At 60.9% G+C, this 16,501-nt stretch carries 17 protein-coding genes; 10 read left to right on the top strand and 7 right to left on the bottom strand.

The annotated features are described in order from the left end of the window. Nucleotides 1–5 precede the first annotated feature (5 nt). Nucleotides 6–1,154 (top strand): aldose epimerase family protein, encoded by a 1,149-nt coding sequence (locus HX851_RS14415; protein ID WP_177065860.1) that lies wholly within the window; start codon nucleotides 6–8, stop codon nucleotides 1,152–1,154. Nucleotides 1,155–1,170: 16 nt separating this feature from the next. Here the strand turns inward: HX851_RS14415 and HX851_RS14410 are convergent, their stop codons facing one another. Further along, a complete protein-coding gene (locus tag HX851_RS14410; protein WP_177065858.1) occupies nucleotides 1,171–2,358 on the bottom strand; it encodes a XylR family transcriptional regulator in 1,188 nt (395 codons plus the stop codon). Nucleotides 2,359–2,523: 165 nt separating this feature from the next. Here HX851_RS14410 and xylA point away from each other — a divergent pair, with 165 nt between their 5' ends. The 5 genes from xylA (at nucleotide 2,524) to HX851_RS14385 (ending at nucleotide 8,550) form a co-directional block, all read left to right on the top strand. Beyond that, complete coding sequence (gene xylA / locus HX851_RS14405) at nucleotides 2,524–3,840, top strand: xylose isomerase (protein ID WP_177065855.1); 1,317 nt, start codon at nucleotides 2,524–2,526, stop codon at nucleotides 3,838–3,840. A 141-nt stretch (nucleotides 3,841–3,981) separates the two neighbouring features. Further along, nucleotides 3,982–4,983, top strand: coding sequence for a D-xylose ABC transporter substrate-binding protein (xylF, locus tag HX851_RS14400; RefSeq protein WP_177058023.1), 1,002 nt, complete (start codon nucleotides 3,982–3,984; stop codon nucleotides 4,981–4,983). 32 nt (nucleotides 4,984–5,015) lie between these two features. Continuing rightward, nucleotides 5,016–6,572 carry a D-xylose ABC transporter ATP-binding protein gene (gene xylG, locus HX851_RS14395; RefSeq protein ID WP_177058022.1) on the top strand — a complete coding sequence of 519 codons (1,557 nt, stop codon included), beginning with the start codon at nucleotides 5,016–5,018 and terminating at the stop codon, nucleotides 6,570–6,572. Beyond that, complete coding sequence (locus HX851_RS14390; protein ID WP_177065853.1) at nucleotides 6,573–7,709, top strand: sugar ABC transporter permease; 1,137 nt, start codon at nucleotides 6,573–6,575, stop codon at nucleotides 7,707–7,709. A 253-nt stretch (nucleotides 7,710–7,962) separates the two neighbouring features. Then, nucleotides 7,963–8,550, top strand: a complete 588-nt coding sequence (locus tag HX851_RS14385; RefSeq protein ID WP_177065851.1) for a hypothetical protein — start codon at nucleotides 7,963–7,965, stop codon at nucleotides 8,548–8,550. Between the two features lie 3 nt (nucleotides 8,551–8,553). Here HX851_RS14385 and HX851_RS14380 read toward each other — a convergent pair whose 3' ends face one another. Then, nucleotides 8,554–8,757, bottom strand: coding sequence for a hypothetical protein (locus tag HX851_RS14380; protein ID WP_177065849.1), 204 nt, complete (start codon nucleotides 8,755–8,757; stop codon nucleotides 8,554–8,556). 71 nt (nucleotides 8,758–8,828) lie between these two features. Here HX851_RS14380 and HX851_RS14375 point away from each other — a divergent pair, with 71 nt between their 5' ends. Beyond that, nucleotides 8,829–9,194, top strand: coding sequence for a hypothetical protein (locus tag HX851_RS14375; RefSeq protein ID WP_177065848.1), 366 nt, complete (start codon nucleotides 8,829–8,831; stop codon nucleotides 9,192–9,194). A 137-nt stretch (nucleotides 9,195–9,331) separates the two neighbouring features. Here HX851_RS14375 and HX851_RS14370 read toward each other — a convergent pair whose 3' ends face one another. Then, nucleotides 9,332–10,360, bottom strand: coding sequence for an alpha/beta hydrolase family protein (locus HX851_RS14370; protein ID WP_177065846.1), 1,029 nt, complete (start codon nucleotides 10,358–10,360; stop codon nucleotides 9,332–9,334). A 318-nt stretch (nucleotides 10,361–10,678) separates the two neighbouring features. Between HX851_RS14370 and HX851_RS14365 the strand changes: the two genes are divergently transcribed. Together HX851_RS14365 and HX851_RS14360 are read left to right on the top strand one after the other, a co-directional pair. Further along, the gene (locus tag HX851_RS14365) at nucleotides 10,679–11,002 is read left to right on the top strand and encodes a cupin domain-containing protein (RefSeq protein WP_177065844.1); all 324 of its coding nucleotides are present in this window, start codon (nucleotides 10,679–10,681) and stop codon (nucleotides 11,000–11,002) included. Between the two features lie 96 nt (nucleotides 11,003–11,098). Continuing rightward, the gene (locus HX851_RS14360; RefSeq protein WP_177058015.1) at nucleotides 11,099–11,701 is read left to right on the top strand and encodes a TetR/AcrR family transcriptional regulator; all 603 of its coding nucleotides are present in this window, start codon (nucleotides 11,099–11,101) and stop codon (nucleotides 11,699–11,701) included. A gap of 127 nt (nucleotides 11,702–11,828) precedes the next feature. Here HX851_RS14360 and HX851_RS14355 read toward each other — a convergent pair whose 3' ends face one another. The 4 genes from HX851_RS14355 to HX851_RS14340 all read right to left on the bottom strand — a co-directional run bounded on the left by HX851_RS14355 (nucleotide 11,829) and on the right by HX851_RS14340 (nucleotide 15,907). Next, complete coding sequence (locus tag HX851_RS14355; protein WP_177058014.1) at nucleotides 11,829–12,833, bottom strand: M14 family metallopeptidase; 1,005 nt, start codon at nucleotides 12,831–12,833, stop codon at nucleotides 11,829–11,831. A 93-nt stretch (nucleotides 12,834–12,926) separates the two neighbouring features. Beyond that, nucleotides 12,927–14,237, bottom strand: coding sequence for an MFS transporter (locus HX851_RS14350; protein ID WP_177065842.1), 1,311 nt, complete (start codon nucleotides 14,235–14,237; stop codon nucleotides 12,927–12,929). Nucleotides 14,238–14,512: 275 nt separating this feature from the next. Beyond that, on the bottom strand, nucleotides 14,513–15,409 hold the full coding sequence (locus HX851_RS14345; protein ID WP_177058012.1) for a LysR family transcriptional regulator: 897 nt from the start codon (nucleotides 15,407–15,409) through the stop codon (nucleotides 14,513–14,515). A 57-nt stretch (nucleotides 15,410–15,466) separates the two neighbouring features. Then, on the bottom strand, nucleotides 15,467–15,907 hold the full coding sequence (locus HX851_RS14340; protein WP_256262716.1) for an Lrp/AsnC family transcriptional regulator: 441 nt from the start codon (nucleotides 15,905–15,907) through the stop codon (nucleotides 15,467–15,469). A gap of 230 nt (nucleotides 15,908–16,137) precedes the next feature. Here HX851_RS14340 and HX851_RS14335 point away from each other — a divergent pair, with 230 nt between their 5' ends. After that, the gene (locus tag HX851_RS14335; RefSeq protein ID WP_177058011.1) at nucleotides 16,138–16,320 is read left to right on the top strand and encodes a type II toxin-antitoxin system Phd/YefM family antitoxin; all 183 of its coding nucleotides are present in this window, start codon (nucleotides 16,138–16,140) and stop codon (nucleotides 16,318–16,320) included. The last annotated feature ends 181 nt before the right edge of the window (nucleotides 16,321–16,501 follow it).

Here is a 16,501-nt window from a genome sequence, read left to right as displayed (position 1 = left end):
CAGTCATGCGGCAATCCCGGCACCTGCTTTCCGACGTTGGTCCCTCATTGGCGATGGCCTGCCCCTGCATCCAGGCGAACGGCCTATCCAGCGAACACAAACCCTTTGGCAAAACCAGCGACGGCACCGCCGTCGAGCAATACATATTGCGCAACAGCCATGGCGTGCAAGCCACGGTCATCACCTACGGAGCGGTGTTGCAGTCGCTGAAAGTGCCTGACAAACACGGCAAGCTGGACGACGTGGTACTGGGTTTTGACGACATCCAGGGCTATCAGGGCGGTACGGCGTTCTTCGGTGCCACCATCGGCCGCTTTGGCAATCGCCTGGCCGGCGGCGCCTTCGAACTGGACGGCAAACGTTACCAGGTGCCGCTCAACGATGACCCGAACGCGCTGCACGGCGGTGCCCAGGGCTTCGACAACCGCGTATGGAAAGCCAGGCCGGTCAAGGGCGAGGATTCGGTCGGTGTCACCCTGAGCTACCTGTCCAAAGACGGTGAAATGGGCTTTCCCGGCAACCTGACAACCGAGGTCACCTACAGCCTCAACGACAAGAACGAACTGCACATCGATTACAAGGCCACCACCGACAAGCCCACGGTGCTGAACCTCACCAACCACAGTTACTTCAACCTTGCCGGTGCCGGAAACGGTGATGTGCTCAAACAGCTCGCCACCTTGCACGCCAGCCACTACACGCCAGTCAACAGCACCCTGATTCCCACCGGCGAACTGGCCCCCGTGGCCGGCACGCCCATGGATTTCCTGAAACCCACGGCCATCGGCGAGCACATCAAGGATAATCACGCCCAGCTCAGATTCGCCGAACCGAAACAGGGTGGCTTTGACTTCAACTGGGCCCTGGATACCCGGGGTGACATCAGCAAGCTGGCCGCCGACGTGCACGACCCGCAGTCCGGACGCCGCTTGCAGCTCTACACCACCGAACCCGGTGTGCAGTTCTACACCAGCAACCTCCTCGATGGCTCGGTCAAGGGCAAGGCCGGCAAGACCTACCACCATTGGGGTGCGTTTACCCTGGAGACCCAGCACTTCCCCGATGCGCCCAACCAGCCGGGCTTCGCTTCGACGCGCCTGGACCCGGGCCAGACTTACACGCAGAAGACCGTGCTGAAGTTCTCCGTCGATTGAATATGCAGGGCGGCGCTCAATGGACCGAGGCCTGGGCGCCCTGCTGATACTGCCGGGGTGTACAGCCGAACTCGCGACGGAACACCGTGTGCAGGTATTGCGCCGACTTGAAGCCACAACTCTGGGCGATGTCGGCAATCGCCAAATCGGTGTTTTCCAGTCCGTTGGCCGCGGCCGCCAGTTTGAAGCGCAGTATCTCGTCGTGCACGCTGCAGCCCCGCACCTTGCGAAAGTGCGATTCCAACGATGAGCGCGACACCCCGACATACCCCGCCACCTGCGCGGTCTTGATGCCCTGGCAGGCGTACTGGCGGATAAAGAGCAGTGCCTGCATGACATAGGGATTGCCCAGCGGTTGATGCAGGCTCGAAGCCTGCACGTTGATCGCTTCCGGGGCAATCAGCGTCTGCGTGCCCGTGGACGGCACACCATGCAGCATCTGGTGCAACAGATGCGCGGCGGTCCGGCCCATGGTTTCGGTGCCTTGAATGACCGAGCTCAACGGCACCCGGGTCAGGCTGCGGGTCAGCGGGTCGTTGTCAATGCCGATCAAGGCCACCTGCTCGGGCACGGCGATCCCGGCGGTCAGGCAGGCTTGCAGCAACTGCCGGGCACGCGCGTCACTGACGGCGATGATGCCGATGGGTTTGGGCAGGCTTTGCAACCAGGCGACCTGCTGTTCGACGGCGCTGTCCCAGAGCGGCGCGCTGGTGCCCATGCCGCGAAAGACCTCGCCCTGCAAGCCATCGCGCCGCAGCAGCCGGCTGAAGGCTTTTTCCCGTTCCTGCGCCCAGCGATTGGCTTGTGCTTCCGGCAGGCTGAAGCAGGCAAAGCGTGTCAACCCGGCTTCGATCAGGTGCTCATACGCCAGCTTCATCAAGGCATGATTATCTGTGGCGACATAGGGAATGCCCTTGGGATAGGCGCGCTTATCCTGATAGGACCCGCCCACCGCCACGACCGGCAGCTTGATCCCGGCCAACGCCTCGCCGATCAGCGGATCGTCGAAGTCGGCAATGATCCCATCGCCCTGCCAGCGTTCGATCCCTTTCAGGCGACAGAGGAAGTCCTCCTCCAGGAACAGGTCCCAGGACGCGCGGGTGCTGCTCAGGTAGTTGCCGATACCACTGATGATGCCGCGATCGTAAATCTTGCTGCCGTTGAACAACAGCGCGATGCGGTGAACGGGCGGGACGGTTTTCATTGTTTTATCGAGCCGGTAAACGCAGAAGCGATCGACACAGACTAGGCGCCGGAACGACGAATCTCAATATACAAAATCGCACCGCGTGTTGGTGATTTTCATAATCAGCGACCACAGGGCCGTTGCTAGTATCGAGACACGCCAAGAACAACAAGGAAATCGCTAATGCCGTACTTCCCGACTGTCGACAAGATTCGCTACGAAGGCCCCGCCAGCGACTCTCCCCTTGCATTCCGCCACTACGAGGCCGACCGGCTGGTCCTCGGCAAACCCATGCGTGAGCACTTGCGCATGGCGGCCTGCTACTGGCACACCTTCGTCTGGCCTGGCGCCGATATGTTCGGTGTCGGCACCTTCCAGCGCCCCTGGCAGCGCAGTGGGGATCCGATGGAACTGGCCATCGGCAAGGCGCAAGCGGCCTTCGAGTTCTTCTCCAAGCTGGGTATCGACTACTACAGTTTCCACGACACCGATGTCGCCCCGGAAAGCGGCTCGCTGAAGGAATACCGCAACCACTTCGCGCAGATGGTCGACCACCTGGAACGCCACCAGGAACAGACCGGGATCAAGCTGCTGTGGGGCACCGCCAACTGCTTCAGCAACCCGCGCTTTGCCGCGGGCGCCGCCAGCAACCCGGACCCGGAAGTATTCGCCTGTGCCGCCGCCCAGGTGTTCAGCGCCATGAATGCCACCCAGCGTCTCAAAGGGGCCAACTACGTCCTGTGGGGTGGTCGCGAGGGTTACGAGACGCTGCTCAATACCGACCTGAAACGCGAGCGCGAACAACTGGGCCGCTTCATGCGCATGGTGGTCGAGCACAAGCACAAGATCGGTTTCAAGGGCGACCTGCTGATCGAACCCAAGCCGCAGGAGCCGACCAAGCACCAATACGATTACGACAGCGCCACGGTGTTCGGCTTCCTGCAGCAGTTCGGCCTGGAAAACGAGATCAAGGTCAATATCGAGGCCAACCACGCGACCCTGGCCGGGCACAGCTTCCATCACGAGATCGCCACGGCCGTGTCGCTGGGAATCTTCGGCAGCATCGACGCCAACCGCGGCGATCCGCAGAACGGCTGGGACACCGATCAGTTCCCCAACAGCGTCGAGGAGATGACCCTCGCCACCTACGAAATTCTCAAGGCCGGTGGCTTCACCCATGGCGGGTTCAACTTCGACTCCAAGGTCCGGCGCCAGAGTCTGGACGAAGTCGATCTGTTCCACGGCCACGTCGCCGCCATGGATGTGCTCGCCCTGTCCCTGGAGCGCGCGGCGGCCATGCTGCAGAACGATCCGCTCGAGCACTTCAAGGAACAACGCTACGCCGGCTGGCGACAGCCGTTCGGGCAGGCCGTGCTGGCGGGTGACTTCAGCCTCGCAGCGCTGGCCGAACATGCCTTCGCCCATGAACTGAACCCGCAGGCCGTCAGCGGCCGGCAGGAAATGCTCGAAGGTGTGGTGAACCGGTTTATCTACCCCTGACGGCAGGCCAGTCCTGGCGTCGCGGTGACATTCTCACGACAAATCCATGCCCGCCGCGCCCGGCAACCCTCTACAGTTCCACCGGCGATTGATTCATCGTCAGGCAGTGTCTTTCCAACAACAATAAAAGGACGCACCATCATGAACACCCTGAAACGCACGCTGCTCGCCAGCGCCCTCGCCCTGCTCTCGCTGCCGGTCATGGCCGATGCCGCCCACCCGAAGATCGGTTTCTCCATCGATGACCTGCGCCTGGAACGCTGGTCGCGAGATCGCGATTACTTCGTCGCGGCGGCGGAGAAAATGGACGCCAAAGTCTTCGTGCAGTCGGCCGATGCCAACGAGCAGAAGCAGATTTCACAGATCGAAAACCTGATCTCCCGTGGCGTCGATGTGATCGTCATCGTGCCGTTCAACGCCACCGTGCTGACCAACGCCGTCGCCGAAGCCAAGAAGGCCGGGATCAAGGTGGTGTCCTATGACCGGCTGATCCTCAACGCCGATATCGACGCCTATATTTCCTTCGACAACGAAAAGGTCGGCGAGATGCAGGCCAAGGGCGTGCTGCAAGCCGCACCCAAGGGCAACTACTTCCTGCTCGGTGGCGCCCCCACGGACAACAACGCCAAGGTCCTGCGTGAAGGCCAGATGAAAGTCCTGCAACCGGCCATCGACAAGGGTGATATCAAGGTTGTCGGCCAACAGTGGGTCAAGGAATGGAACCCCACCGAAGCCCTGAGCATTGTCGAGAATGCCCTGACCCGCAACGACAACAAGATCGATGCCATCGTTGCCTCCAACGATGCCACCGCCGGCGGCGCGATCCAGGCCCTGGCCGCGCAGAAACTGGCCGGCAAGGTGCCAATCTCCGGCCAGGACGCCGACCTGGCAGCGATCAAGCGGGTGATCGATGGCACCCAGACCATGACCGTCTACAAGCCGCTGAAGCTGATCGCCTCCGAGGCCGCCAAGCTCTCGGTGCAACTGGCGCGCAACGAGAAACCCACCTACAGCTCGCAATACGACAACGGCAGCAAGAAGGTCGATACCATCCTGCTCACCCCGACCCCGTTGACCAGGGACAACATTGACCTGCTGGAAAAGGACGGCTTCTACACCAAGGCGCAGATTGCCGGACAGTGACCCATCCAGCTGTCCAGTGTGAGTATCGCGCCATGTCCGACTACCTGCTGCAAATGAATGGCATCGTCAAGACCTTTGGCGGTGTCAAAGCCCTGAACGGCATCGACCTCAAGGTCAGGCCGGGGGAATGCGTCGGCCTGTGCGGCGAGAACGGTGCCGGCAAGTCGACGTTGATGAAAGTCCTCTCGGCGGTCTATCCCCATGATACCTGGGAGGGTGAGATCCTCTGGGACGGACAGCCGCTCAAGGCCCACTCCATCCGCGAGACCGAAGCCGCCGGGATCGTCATCATTCACCAGGAACTGACCCTGGTCCCCGACCTGTCGGTGGCCGAAAACATCTTCATGGGGCACGAGCTGACGCTGCGTGGCGGGCGCATGAACTACCCGGCGATGATCCATCGTGCCGAAGCGCTGATGCGTGAGCTCAAGGTGCCTGACATGAACGTCTCGCTGCCGGTTTCGCAATATGGCGGCGGTCACCAGCAACTGGTGGAAATCGCCAAGGCGCTGAACAAGCAGGCGCGCCTGCTGATCCTCGATGAGCCCTCGTCGGCGCTGACCCGATCGGAAATCGAGGTGCTGCTGGACATCATCCGCGACCTCAAGCGCAAGGGCGTCGCGTGCGTCTACATCTCTCACAAGCTGGATGAGGTGGCGGCCGTGTGCGATACCATCGCGGTGATCCGCGATGGCAAACACATCGCCACCACCGCCATGGCCGACATGGACATCCCGAAGATCATCACCCAGATGGTCGGACGGGAAATGAACACCCTCTACCCCACCGTCCCCCATGACATCGGCGAGGTGATTTTCGAGGCGCGCCATATCACCTGCCATGACGTCGACAATCCCGGGCGCAAGCGCGTCGACGATGTCTCGTTTGTCCTCAGGCGCGGGGAAATCCTCGGCATCGCCGGGTTGGTCGGCGCCGGTCGCACGGAACTGGTGTCGGCACTGTTCGGCGCCTACCCCGGCCGTCACGAAGGCGAAGTCTGGCTGGACGGCCAACCGATAGACACCCGCACGCCCCTCAAATCCATCCGCGCCGGCCTGTGCATGGTCCCTGAAGACCGCAAGCGCCAGGGCATCATTCCGGACCTGGGTGTCGGCCACAACATCACCCTGGCCGTCCTGGACAACTACGCGAAGATGACCCGCATCGACGCCGAGGCCGAACTGGGCAGCATCGACCGGGAAATCTCGCGCATGCACCTCAAGACCGCGAGTCCATTCCTGCCGATCACCAGCCTCTCCGGCGGCAACCAGCAAAAAGCCGTGCTGGCGAAGATGCTGCTGACCCAACCGCGCGTGCTGATTCTCGATGAGCCCACCCGCGGGGTCGATGTCGGTGCCAAGTATGAGATCTACAAATTGATGGGCGCGCTGGCGGCCGAAGGCGTGTCGATCATCATGGTTTCTTCGGAACTGGCCGAAGTGCTGGGGGTTTCCAACCGTGTACTGGTGATCGGCGAAGGCCAGTTGCGCGGCGACTTCATCAATCACGACCTCACCCAGGAACAGGTGCTCACCGCCGCCCTCGGCCATCCCGATGACCATAACAATAATGATCGGAAAACCGCGTAGATGAATCAGCTCAAACAACTCTTCACCCGCTACAAGATGCTCGCGCTGGTGATCGCCGTGGCGATCATCTGGTTATTCTTCAGCTGGCAGACCGACGGCGGGTTCCTGACCCCACGCAACCTCTCCAACCTGCTGCGACAGATGTCCATCACCGGGATTCTCGCCTGCGGCATGGTCCTGGTGATCATCAGTGGCGAGATCGATCTGTCGGTGGGTTCGTTGCTGGGCCTGCTCGGAGGCCTGGCAGCGATTCTCGACGTGATCTTCCACGTACCGCTCTGGGCGAACCTGGGCCTGGTAGTCCTGTGCGGATGGGTGATCGGCCTGGCAAACGGCTGTATGACCGCCTACCTGCGCATCCCGTCGTTCATCGTGGGCCTGGGGGGTATGCTGGCGTTCCGTGGCATTCTGCTGGGGATTACCGGCGGAACCACCATTGCCCCGGTCTCGCCGTCGCTGGTCTACATCGGCCAGGGTTATCTGTCGCACGCGGTCGGGACCGGACTCGGCGTGCTGCTGTTCGCCCTGACCCTGTTCCTGACCTGGAGGCAGCGCCGCAACCGTGCCCTCCATGGTCTGGCCGCCCACTCATGGGGCCGTGACATCTCTCGGGTGGTGCTGATCGGCGTGGTGCTGGCCGGTTTCGTCCAGACCCTGAACAACTACGACGGTATCCCGGTGCCGGTGCTACTCCTGCTGATTCTGCTGGGGGTGTTCAGCTATGTGACCAGCCAGACCGTGTTCGGGCGACGCATCTATTCCGTGGGCAGCAACATGGAAGCCACACGCCTGTCCGGCATCAACGTGCAGGCGGTGAAGCTGTGGATCTTCGGCATCATGGGCGTCATGTGCGCCCTTGCCGGCGTGGTCAACACCGCACGCCTGGCCGCGGGCTCGCCTTCTGCCGGCAACATGGGCGAACTCGACGCCATCGCCGCCTGCTTCATCGGCGGCACCTCCATGCGCGGTGGTTCCGGCACCGTTTACGGCGCCCTCCTCGGCGCACTGGTCATCACCAGCCTGGACAACGGCATGTCCATGCTCGATGTCGACAGCTACTGGCAGATGATTGTCAAAGGCAGCATCCTGGTGCTGGCCGTATGGGTGGATGTGAGCACCCGGAGCGGCAGGCGTTGAGCTGAAAGCACAACGCGCCTCTCGCTCAAGGAGGCGCGGTTGACTCCTGACTTGGGCTCGCCCCGCAGCCTCCGCTCAATTCAAACCCGACGCTATCGGCACCTCTCACCTGATCAGCGGGTTAAAAAATGCAGCCCTTCCAGGGGCTGCTTTCAATTGCGCTCCCCTCACAACGAAATAAAATCCCGAACCGCCTTGATGATTTGCGCCGGTGCTTGCTCCATCAACCAATGCCCTCCTCCGGAATCACCACTTGCATCAGATTGTCCACGGCATTGCGCATCACGATCGCGTCATTGTTGCCGAAGGACTTTTCACCGCCCAAAGGCCAAATGCCAGTATCCTATGCATTACCTGCCCGCCTCCCGATAAACGAGCGCGGGGATTCAAATGTGCAAGGAATGCTATGTATATCAAGTGCCCCGGCTGCTCAAAAACCAATGACCTGAATTTGGACAACATCAACTGCGGCAGCTGCAAAGCGACGCTCTCCGGGTTCACGTACGGCAAAATCAAGAAGTCGGTGGGTACCGCGGTGGTCGCTCTGAGCGTGGGAGCCTTCGCTACCGCGAAACTGGGTGGTTATGCGGGACTGAACGATCGCTACTCCATCGAGAGTGAGTACGCGATCATCGACATGTGCGTAAACACCTCTCAGCGTCCGCTGGCGACCTCTGCCTACGCCGGAAAGAAAGACGATTGCACCTGCGCGCTCAGGGAGGTGCAAAAGAAATACAAGGTCAAGGACTTCAATGCCGAAACCAACAAGTACCTGGCCGCATTCGAAAATGCGGCCAGGCAGTGCCAGAACTCTCGACTGTCGCTGGCTCACACGCGATAAGTATTAACGACGTGGCGCCGGCGGATTGTTTTGACGACCACCACCCGAAGGCATGTCGTTGTTTTTACTCGGCCAACCGGCACCTTCACCACTGGCTGCCGCTTGCGCCCGGGCGGCAAAAGAGCCCTTGGGGACCTGCCCTCCTGTCTGCTTGGCAGTAGCGGCTGCGATACGCGAAGCGTCGGTTTGAGTCATTTTCTGGGTCATGCTGAATTCCCTTTTAAAGTGATGTGTCCTCAGTGGGACGACTCAAACATTAGCAAGGAGCCCGGAGACAAATGGGGACAGAAACACAGCGGCTGCAAGAAGAAATCAAGGCTCTGATCGCACGCCTGGGCTGGTCTCAGAAAACACTGGCAGGCGAACTCTGGGCACTTGATTACGACGACGATTGCCCGCCGAAAAAGGACGTCGACCTGTTTGCCGAGCGCCTGAAAAAACAGCTGACACGCCCGACGGCAGCCCCTGAACGGCTTCGGCATTACCTGCACCTGCTCCAACAGCACGACCAGTTCAAGGAACTGGACGTGGTCGTTCCCAGGTTCGTGCCCAACGTGGGTTTCAGCAAAGAGTTTCTGGAGGGAATGCGTATGATCAGCACGCAGTTGGATGAAAGGCTGGATGATGAGGAATCGGAGTCTTGAGGCTATGGTCTCTGGCTCTTATCCGCCTCACTCCAGGCCCACTATCTTCGTTCGCCTCAATCGGCACGCAACAGACCTGAGCAGTGGCGACCCCAAGTACCAGCAGGCAATAAGATCGCCCTCTTCAAGTTACGAATTCACCCCTCCAGAAACCCTGTGATCAGCGACACCGTCTGCTGCTGGATCACCTCACGCGGGCGAGCGCCGTCACCATCCCGGCAAATAATGCCATCGCCCGGCGAGGCCTTTTCGATCAACTCTATCGCGCCAGGTTTGCACACCGACATAAAGCTGAAGTGAGTGGCGTCACTGATCTCGACGTAGCGCGTCGTCGCCAGGGGCAGGCGTTTGACCAGGTCGGCGGACTCCAACTGAGGGGACATATCTTCAGACGGCACGCCCCCCGCAATCACCAACACCGGCACAGGCAGCGCCGCCAGGCTGGCATCGGTCATCCCCCGTGACAGGCCCAGGTCCAATGATACAACCGCGGTGACCCGTTTATCGCGCAAATCGGCGGCCAGTTGGGCCTTCGATGCCGGAGTGCTCGCGGGGTTCATCTTCAGGTAAGCGGAGCAACCGCCCAATTGCGAGTGAACCTGGCAGTCCTGGGCAAAATGCTCGGGGTCGAAACGAGCACCGGCAATTTCCAGGGCGGTCCAGCCACCGAGCGAATGCCCCACCACGGCAATTCGCCCCTTCGCTACCACACCAAACTGTTCCGGCTTGGCAAGGACCGCATCGATGGCACGGCTGAGGTCAGCAGGCCGCTGCCATAGCTGTGCCGCGGCTTTGGCGCTGCGGTCCTTGCTGGTGGTGCCGGGGTGGTTGACCGCCGCCACGATGTAGCCCTGATGAGCCAGTGCGCTGGCGAGCCACACCTGGTTGCCCCAGTTACCCCCAAAACCATGGGAGAGCACCACCAGAGGATGCTCGCCGGCAGCCGGAGGGGCGTCGGGTACGGCCAGGGCACCGACAAACACTGCATCGTCACGGACCAATTGCGGCGTGGCAGTGGTTGCACCGGGGTACCAGACGGCCATCTCCAGCGGGCGCTCATTGTGTGCGTCCGGCAACGTGGAAGTCTGGAAACCGATGGGGTGATCGTCAGCGAATACGTGAGTAGCGAGGCAGATCAGGAGCAGCGCGCCGAGAGCTGTTTTCAATGTTTTTATCTTCCTTGAACGGGACGGGTCATCAGTACCTGGAATCGGCGCGCCGACATTGCTTGGCCGCGATCAGGCGAGCGCGAAACATATCAGTCATCACGCCGGTGTAAACAGCAATTTCTGCGGCCCTGCCCGAGAATTGATCATTGCGCCGGCGACACGTGGGCGAGCCCCACTTCACGGCAAACCCACCAGTAGAGCAAGGGACTGGCCCGCTGAAAATATTTCTCGAAGCCTGTTGACGGTCCATCCACGACAAGGCAACCTAACGTTCGTTAGCATATGCTGACAAACACTAATCTCGAGGGCAAGATCATGATTCTGAACAGACAAGAAACGCGTCAATGGGAAAGTGCCGGCTACGAAGGCATGCAGATTTCAACCGTATGGAATATCGGCGGTGAGCACGGCGACGGCAGCTTTTTCCTGAAATTCGACAAAGGCACGTGCTTCCCGCTGCATGAGCACGATGGCTGGGAACAGATCCTGATGCTCGAAGGCACGATTCGCTTTGGCGAGGTGGTGCTCAACGCTGGCGACAGCCTGCTGCTGGACGCCAATGACCAGCACGATGCCCTGGCCCTGAGTGACGCGAAGTTTTTCGTCGCCCATCACGGCGGCATCACGATCGTCGCGTGATGTCATGTGCCCCGCGACGTGTGGGCCCGCACGTCGCAGGAACTGTAAACTGAAGTCTTGACCCATGCCCCCTGCCCCACTCGCGAGCCCCCCATAATGAAAAAGCCCGAACCAGCTCCCGGCTCCCGCAAGGAAGCCTTGACCAGCCTGGCCGTCGACCTTCTGCAAGATCGCGGCTTTACCGCCCTGGGCTTGCGCGACCTGGCCGAAGCCGCCTGTATCAAGGCTGCCAGCCTGTACAGCCACTTCGAATCGAAAAATGCCCTGGTCCTGCAAGCGATGCAGCTCTACAACCGGCACAATCGCGACAATCTGGCCGCGCTCGATCACCGGGCCACCGCCAATATCCGCCTTCAGGATTATGTGCAGCTGTTCATCCACACCCTGGAGAACGACAGTCGCCTGTGCCTGGGCTTGATGCTGGCCGTGGAACGCAATGCGCTGTCGGCAGAGATCATGGAGCAAGTGCGGATATTTGCCCGGCAGAACACCCAATGGATCGCCGACACCTGGGATCGGGGTCGCCAGGACGGGAGCATTGATTCAGTCCTGACGGGCACCGTTGCCGCACCGATTATTTTTGGTGCCGCCGAAGGCATGATGCCCTTTGCCCTGCTTCAGCAAGACCCTACCGTGACGTTCAATCAGCACCTCGGCCAATTGCTCGCTGCGCTGGGAGTCCATCGCGACAATGATTGAGGGCAGCTCTGTCGGCAATGGGACTCAATGAGAGCCCCTGCCCTGGAAACCAGACCCGTCGACCGTCACCTGCTTGTGATTCGTCTGGCACTCACATAGGCGCCGTCAGCCGATGCCGCGCATCTTGTCAGAACGCGAGACACTCAGGCACGACATCCAGAATCCTCGCCAGGCGCACTACCGTCACCCCGATCCCGAGGTGGCGCAACGAAGGCTGGATCAGCACGCAGTTGTCATGCGGCGTCACGATCGGAGTGTCGCCATCGTGGGCAATTGGCGTACCGGCCTTTTCGATCACCTCCAACCCACGGAACTCCTCGGCAAAGGTGAAATCCATACTGCTGGCAACCACAGGGCAGGTGACTTCGAGGAACCGCTGCGGCAGCGGATTTTCCGGCTGCATGAACTCGGCGACGTCCTCCTTGAGCACCGTGCCGGTCGTCACCACAAAGCGTGCAGCGGTATCCAGCGCCACGGCGCGACTGCGTGCTGAAAAGTGCTGGCCGGTTTCGATCAGCAAGGCATTTCTTGTACTCGCCGGATCATTGAAACCTTCGTAATCACGCAGGCGCCGACCATTGGGATGACCGGCGTCCACCACGACCGTCTGCGGTACGCCCAGCGTCGCCGCAAAATCCAGGCCTTTTTGCCGGGCGCCGCACATCATCACCGGTGGTGCTTCTTCGTGCATCGAATGGATATCCAGGAGCAGATCGACGGTGTCGATCACCGGCTGTAACTGACGGGCACGGCGTAGCTCGACGGAGTCCGATGCGCCCGCCAGCTTGTCTGGCGACCAGACCCGGTTCATGTCTTCTTCCAGATAGCGGGTCGCATCGATGTCCCGTGGGTCGAAGCACCGATACGCCTCGACGTTGCCGAACGCCAGGGTCAGGCGTCCACGCCGGGGGCGCAGCTCGCGCTTGAGAAACGCATCCACCGTGATCGCGCCGCTGACTTCATTGCCGTGGGTCAACGCCATGATCATCACGTGCGGGCCAGCCACGCCGCTGTCGAAACTGTGCACGTACTCCACACCGTCGGTGCCTTCCTTCCAGCACCGGATATCAGGGAATTCGACTTCGATCGGGTAAGGTTTCAGGGCGGCGCGAACTTGTTCAAGGGTCTTCATTTCAGTCTCCAACAGACAATGACATACGCTGGCCGCGGTCGTTCAGGGCGCGGCGAAACTACGTGGACAGTTGATAGAAAAGTCGGGAATGGATCAGGCCGGCTTGCTGTGACGCATGCGCCGTCCCAGAATGATCACGGCGATGACGCTGACCAATGAGGTCGCCATTACGTAGAAACTCGGTGCCAGCTTGCTACCGGTGGCATCGATCATCCAGGTCACGATCAGTGGGGCGAAACCGCCGAACAAGGTAACGGAAAAGTTGTAGCTCAGGGCAAGGCCGGTCCCGCGAATACGCGTGGGAAAGATATCGGCCAGCATCGCCGGGATCGGGCCAAGGCACGCCGCGATCAGAACGCCCACCACCGCCTGGACCACCAGTAGAGTGGTGAAGCTGGGGAAATGATTGAGCCAGGCGAACATCGGGTAGGACGACAGGCCGGTGACCAGCAAGGCGATGGTCAGCACGCGGAATCGACCGTAATGGTCGGACAGGCTGCCAAACACCGGCGCCATGATCGTCAGGGTGATGCCTGTGGCCAGGGCGCCGAGAAATGAAGACGTGGCTGCAATCTGCAACTGTTTCAGTGCGTAAGTCGGCATGTACAACTTGTGTACGTAGTTGAACGCCGTCGCCCCCGCCACCACGCCAATGGCGAGCAACAGGCTGATATGGCCCTTGATCAGTACGTCACGCAATGGCGTATTTTGCTCGACCCTGGCCGCCAGTTTCTGGAAGTCCGGCGTCTCGTCGATCTGGCTGCGAATGTAGAAGCCCACCGGGCCGATCAACAGGCCGACGCCGAACGCCACGCGCCAGCCCCAGTCGTTGAGTTGCACGTCGCTCAGCAGGTAGCTCAGCAAGGCACTGACACCGGCCGCCAGTACCGTGGCCAGGCCCTGGGTCGACAACTGCCAGCTGGCAAAGAACCCCCGATGACGGGCATCGGCATGCTCGACCATGAAGGCCGTGGCCGCGCCGAACTCGCCTCCCGTGGAGAAGCCCTGCAGCATGCGGGCGACGACGATCAGCAAGGGCGCTGCCAGGCCGATCTGCTGGTACGACGGCGTGAAGGTGATCAAGGCGGTGCCGAGCAGCATGATCAGGATCGACAGCGTCAGCGAGGCCTTGCGCCCTGCCCGGTCGGCATACGAGCCCAGCACGATGGCGCCCAGCGGACGCATCAGGAACGAGATGCCGAACGAACCGACCGCGAGCAGCAGCGATGTGGTTTCGTTATCCGAAGGGAAAAACAGCTTGCCGATGACCACGGCGAAATAGCCATAGATCAGCAGGTCATAGAACTCCAGCGCGTTGCCGAAACTGGCGGCGACGATCTCTCGCCACGGTCCCCGCCGGGGGCTGGCCGATACTGCGCTCACGGTTGAAGAATGGGTGGTCATGAAGAAGGCTTCCGGGGTCTGTTTCACAGTTGGCCATCTGCCCGTGGGCATTGGCCGCCCGACGGACCCGACGGTCGTCATTGTTATGGGTGAAAACAACCGGGCAGTGATCGAGGTTCCGTGCCTTCGTGACTGCCCGGCCCGACGCCAAGTTGAATCAGCAACCCGTGTCCGGCAATTGCTGTTTGGGCACAAGCTTGAGCCTGTTCGGCACGCGGCCTTTGCCCTGGGGGTTTGAACAACCTCCAGGGTGTGGTTTTTTTTCGGTGTGCCCGTTAAGGGTGCAGCCCCTGCCAGATCCGCATGACCTGCTCGCTGCGATTGGAGCGCAGGCGATGCAGCGAGATATCAAAATTGATGTGCAGGTCCGGGCCGCCGGCAATCACCAACTGCCCCGCTGCCAGGGCGTCCCTGATCACCATTTTTGGCAACCAGGCCAACCCGCTGCCGCGCTTGGCCATTTCCAGGATCGCCTCATAGGAGTCGGCCTGATAAATCATGCGCAGCGCCAAGCGGTGCGGCAGCTTGGCCAAGTGCTGAGCCAGCACACCACGCAACGACAAGGTCGGCGAAAAACCCAGCCACGCAATGCTCGACGCATCACTGTCGACACCGATGGAAAACAACGGCCGCCCCTGGGCATCGGGTGCACTGACCGGCAGCAACACCTCCTGGGCCAGCACCAGTGAGTCGAAACGCTCGTTGTCGATGAGAATCCGCGTCAAGGGGCTGGAGAAGATCAACTGCAGATCCACCTCGCCCGCCGACAGTTTCATGATGGCCTCCTGCGCGCCACCGGTGACCAGCGAAATCGGGAACGCCCCGAAGCGCTCGTGCAACGATTGGTACCAGTCGGGGAAGAACATGCTCGCCAGCGTGCGGCCGGTGGCGATGCGCAAGGGTTCGTCGCGGTTCATGCCGATGTTCTGGAACTGCGCGCGGGCTGCCAGCAGCAACGCCATCGACTGCGTGGCGGCGTCGAGGAACAGCACGCCCGCCGGCGTCAATGACAAAGGCTGCTTGCGTTCGATCAGCGGTGCACCCACCCAGTCCTCCAGCGCCCGGATACGGCGCCCGAATGCCGGGTGAGTCACGCAACGGTTTTGCGCCGCCCGCGACAGGCTGCGCGTGCGCGCCAATTCGATAAAGTCTTCGAGCCATTCCAGTTGCATCGGGGATGCCTGTAGAAGCGGGCCATGCCCGCGAAACGGGTAATCAATATACAGTTTTCAGAGCGGCACACTGGCCGCTTTGAGCTGGCGCAGGACGAAGCTGGAGACCGAGTGTCGCAATCCGGGGATATGGTAGAGCTTTTCCCGCAGTAGCCGCTCATAGTCGCGCGTGTTCTTCACGGCGATGCGGATGAAATAGTCGTACTCGCCGGACACCAGGTACGCCTCGATCACCTCGGGAATCCCGGCCAGGGCCTGCTCGAATTTCTCCAGGATTTCGTCACTATGGTGCTCAAGGGTGAGCATCACGATCAGCCCGTCGTTGTAGCCCAGTTCATTGAGGTCGATACGGGCCTCGTAGCCCTGGATGACGCCCGACTCCTCCATGCGCTTGATCCGCTGCCAGCACGGACTGGGCGACAGCCCTACCTGCTTTCCCACCTCCTGCAAGCTCGCACGGCCATCCTTGCTGAGCACGCGGAGAATCCGTCGATCCATATCATCAAGATTGTTTTTCTGCATTTTCTCAGTTCTGCGAAAGGATTTTTCTCATCCTAGCGCCAAGTACCGGAATTACAGAAGCACATTCCGCAATCAACAGATCAGAATCTATCTATACCTTCGCGACTATACCGGGTCGCAGCGGGACTGCCGGTGCGATCCACCAGAGCCCCGCCGAGAAGGCCGCCGTCCCATGAGGAAACGCCATGTGCCCAGTGAAATATGACATGCCCGACGCCCAGACCAGCCTCGAGTTCATCCTCGAGCAAGTCATCTGCGGCTCGGAGGTCATCATTACTCGCTACGGCCTTGAGGTGGCCCGAATTACAGCCGTGCAGGGCCCCCGGAAAAACACCGCCGCGGTGCTGCCCCTCCCGCCTCAAGCCTCCTGGGTGCCCCATGCGTCGTGACAACGAGATGCCCCTACCGGGTGGGCATCCTGTGCCTGGCCCGTCACAACGCCTCGATGGGAGGTACCGGCTTCATCAGGCTTGCCGGGCGCAACTGTCACTCCACGGACAGGGGATCAACAGAGTGTTTTCCCATCGACAGAAGCAGGCCGCGGGATGAGCTGAAAACCGCGTAGCCATT

The sequence above is a fragment of the Pseudomonas gingeri genome, assembly GCF_013385635.1.
In the GTDB taxonomy this organism is placed as follows: domain Bacteria; phylum Pseudomonadota; class Gammaproteobacteria; order Pseudomonadales; family Pseudomonadaceae; genus Aquipseudomonas; species Aquipseudomonas gingeri_A.
Note: the sequence above shows the minus strand (reverse complement) of the source record. Positions and strands in the feature narration are given on the sequence as shown.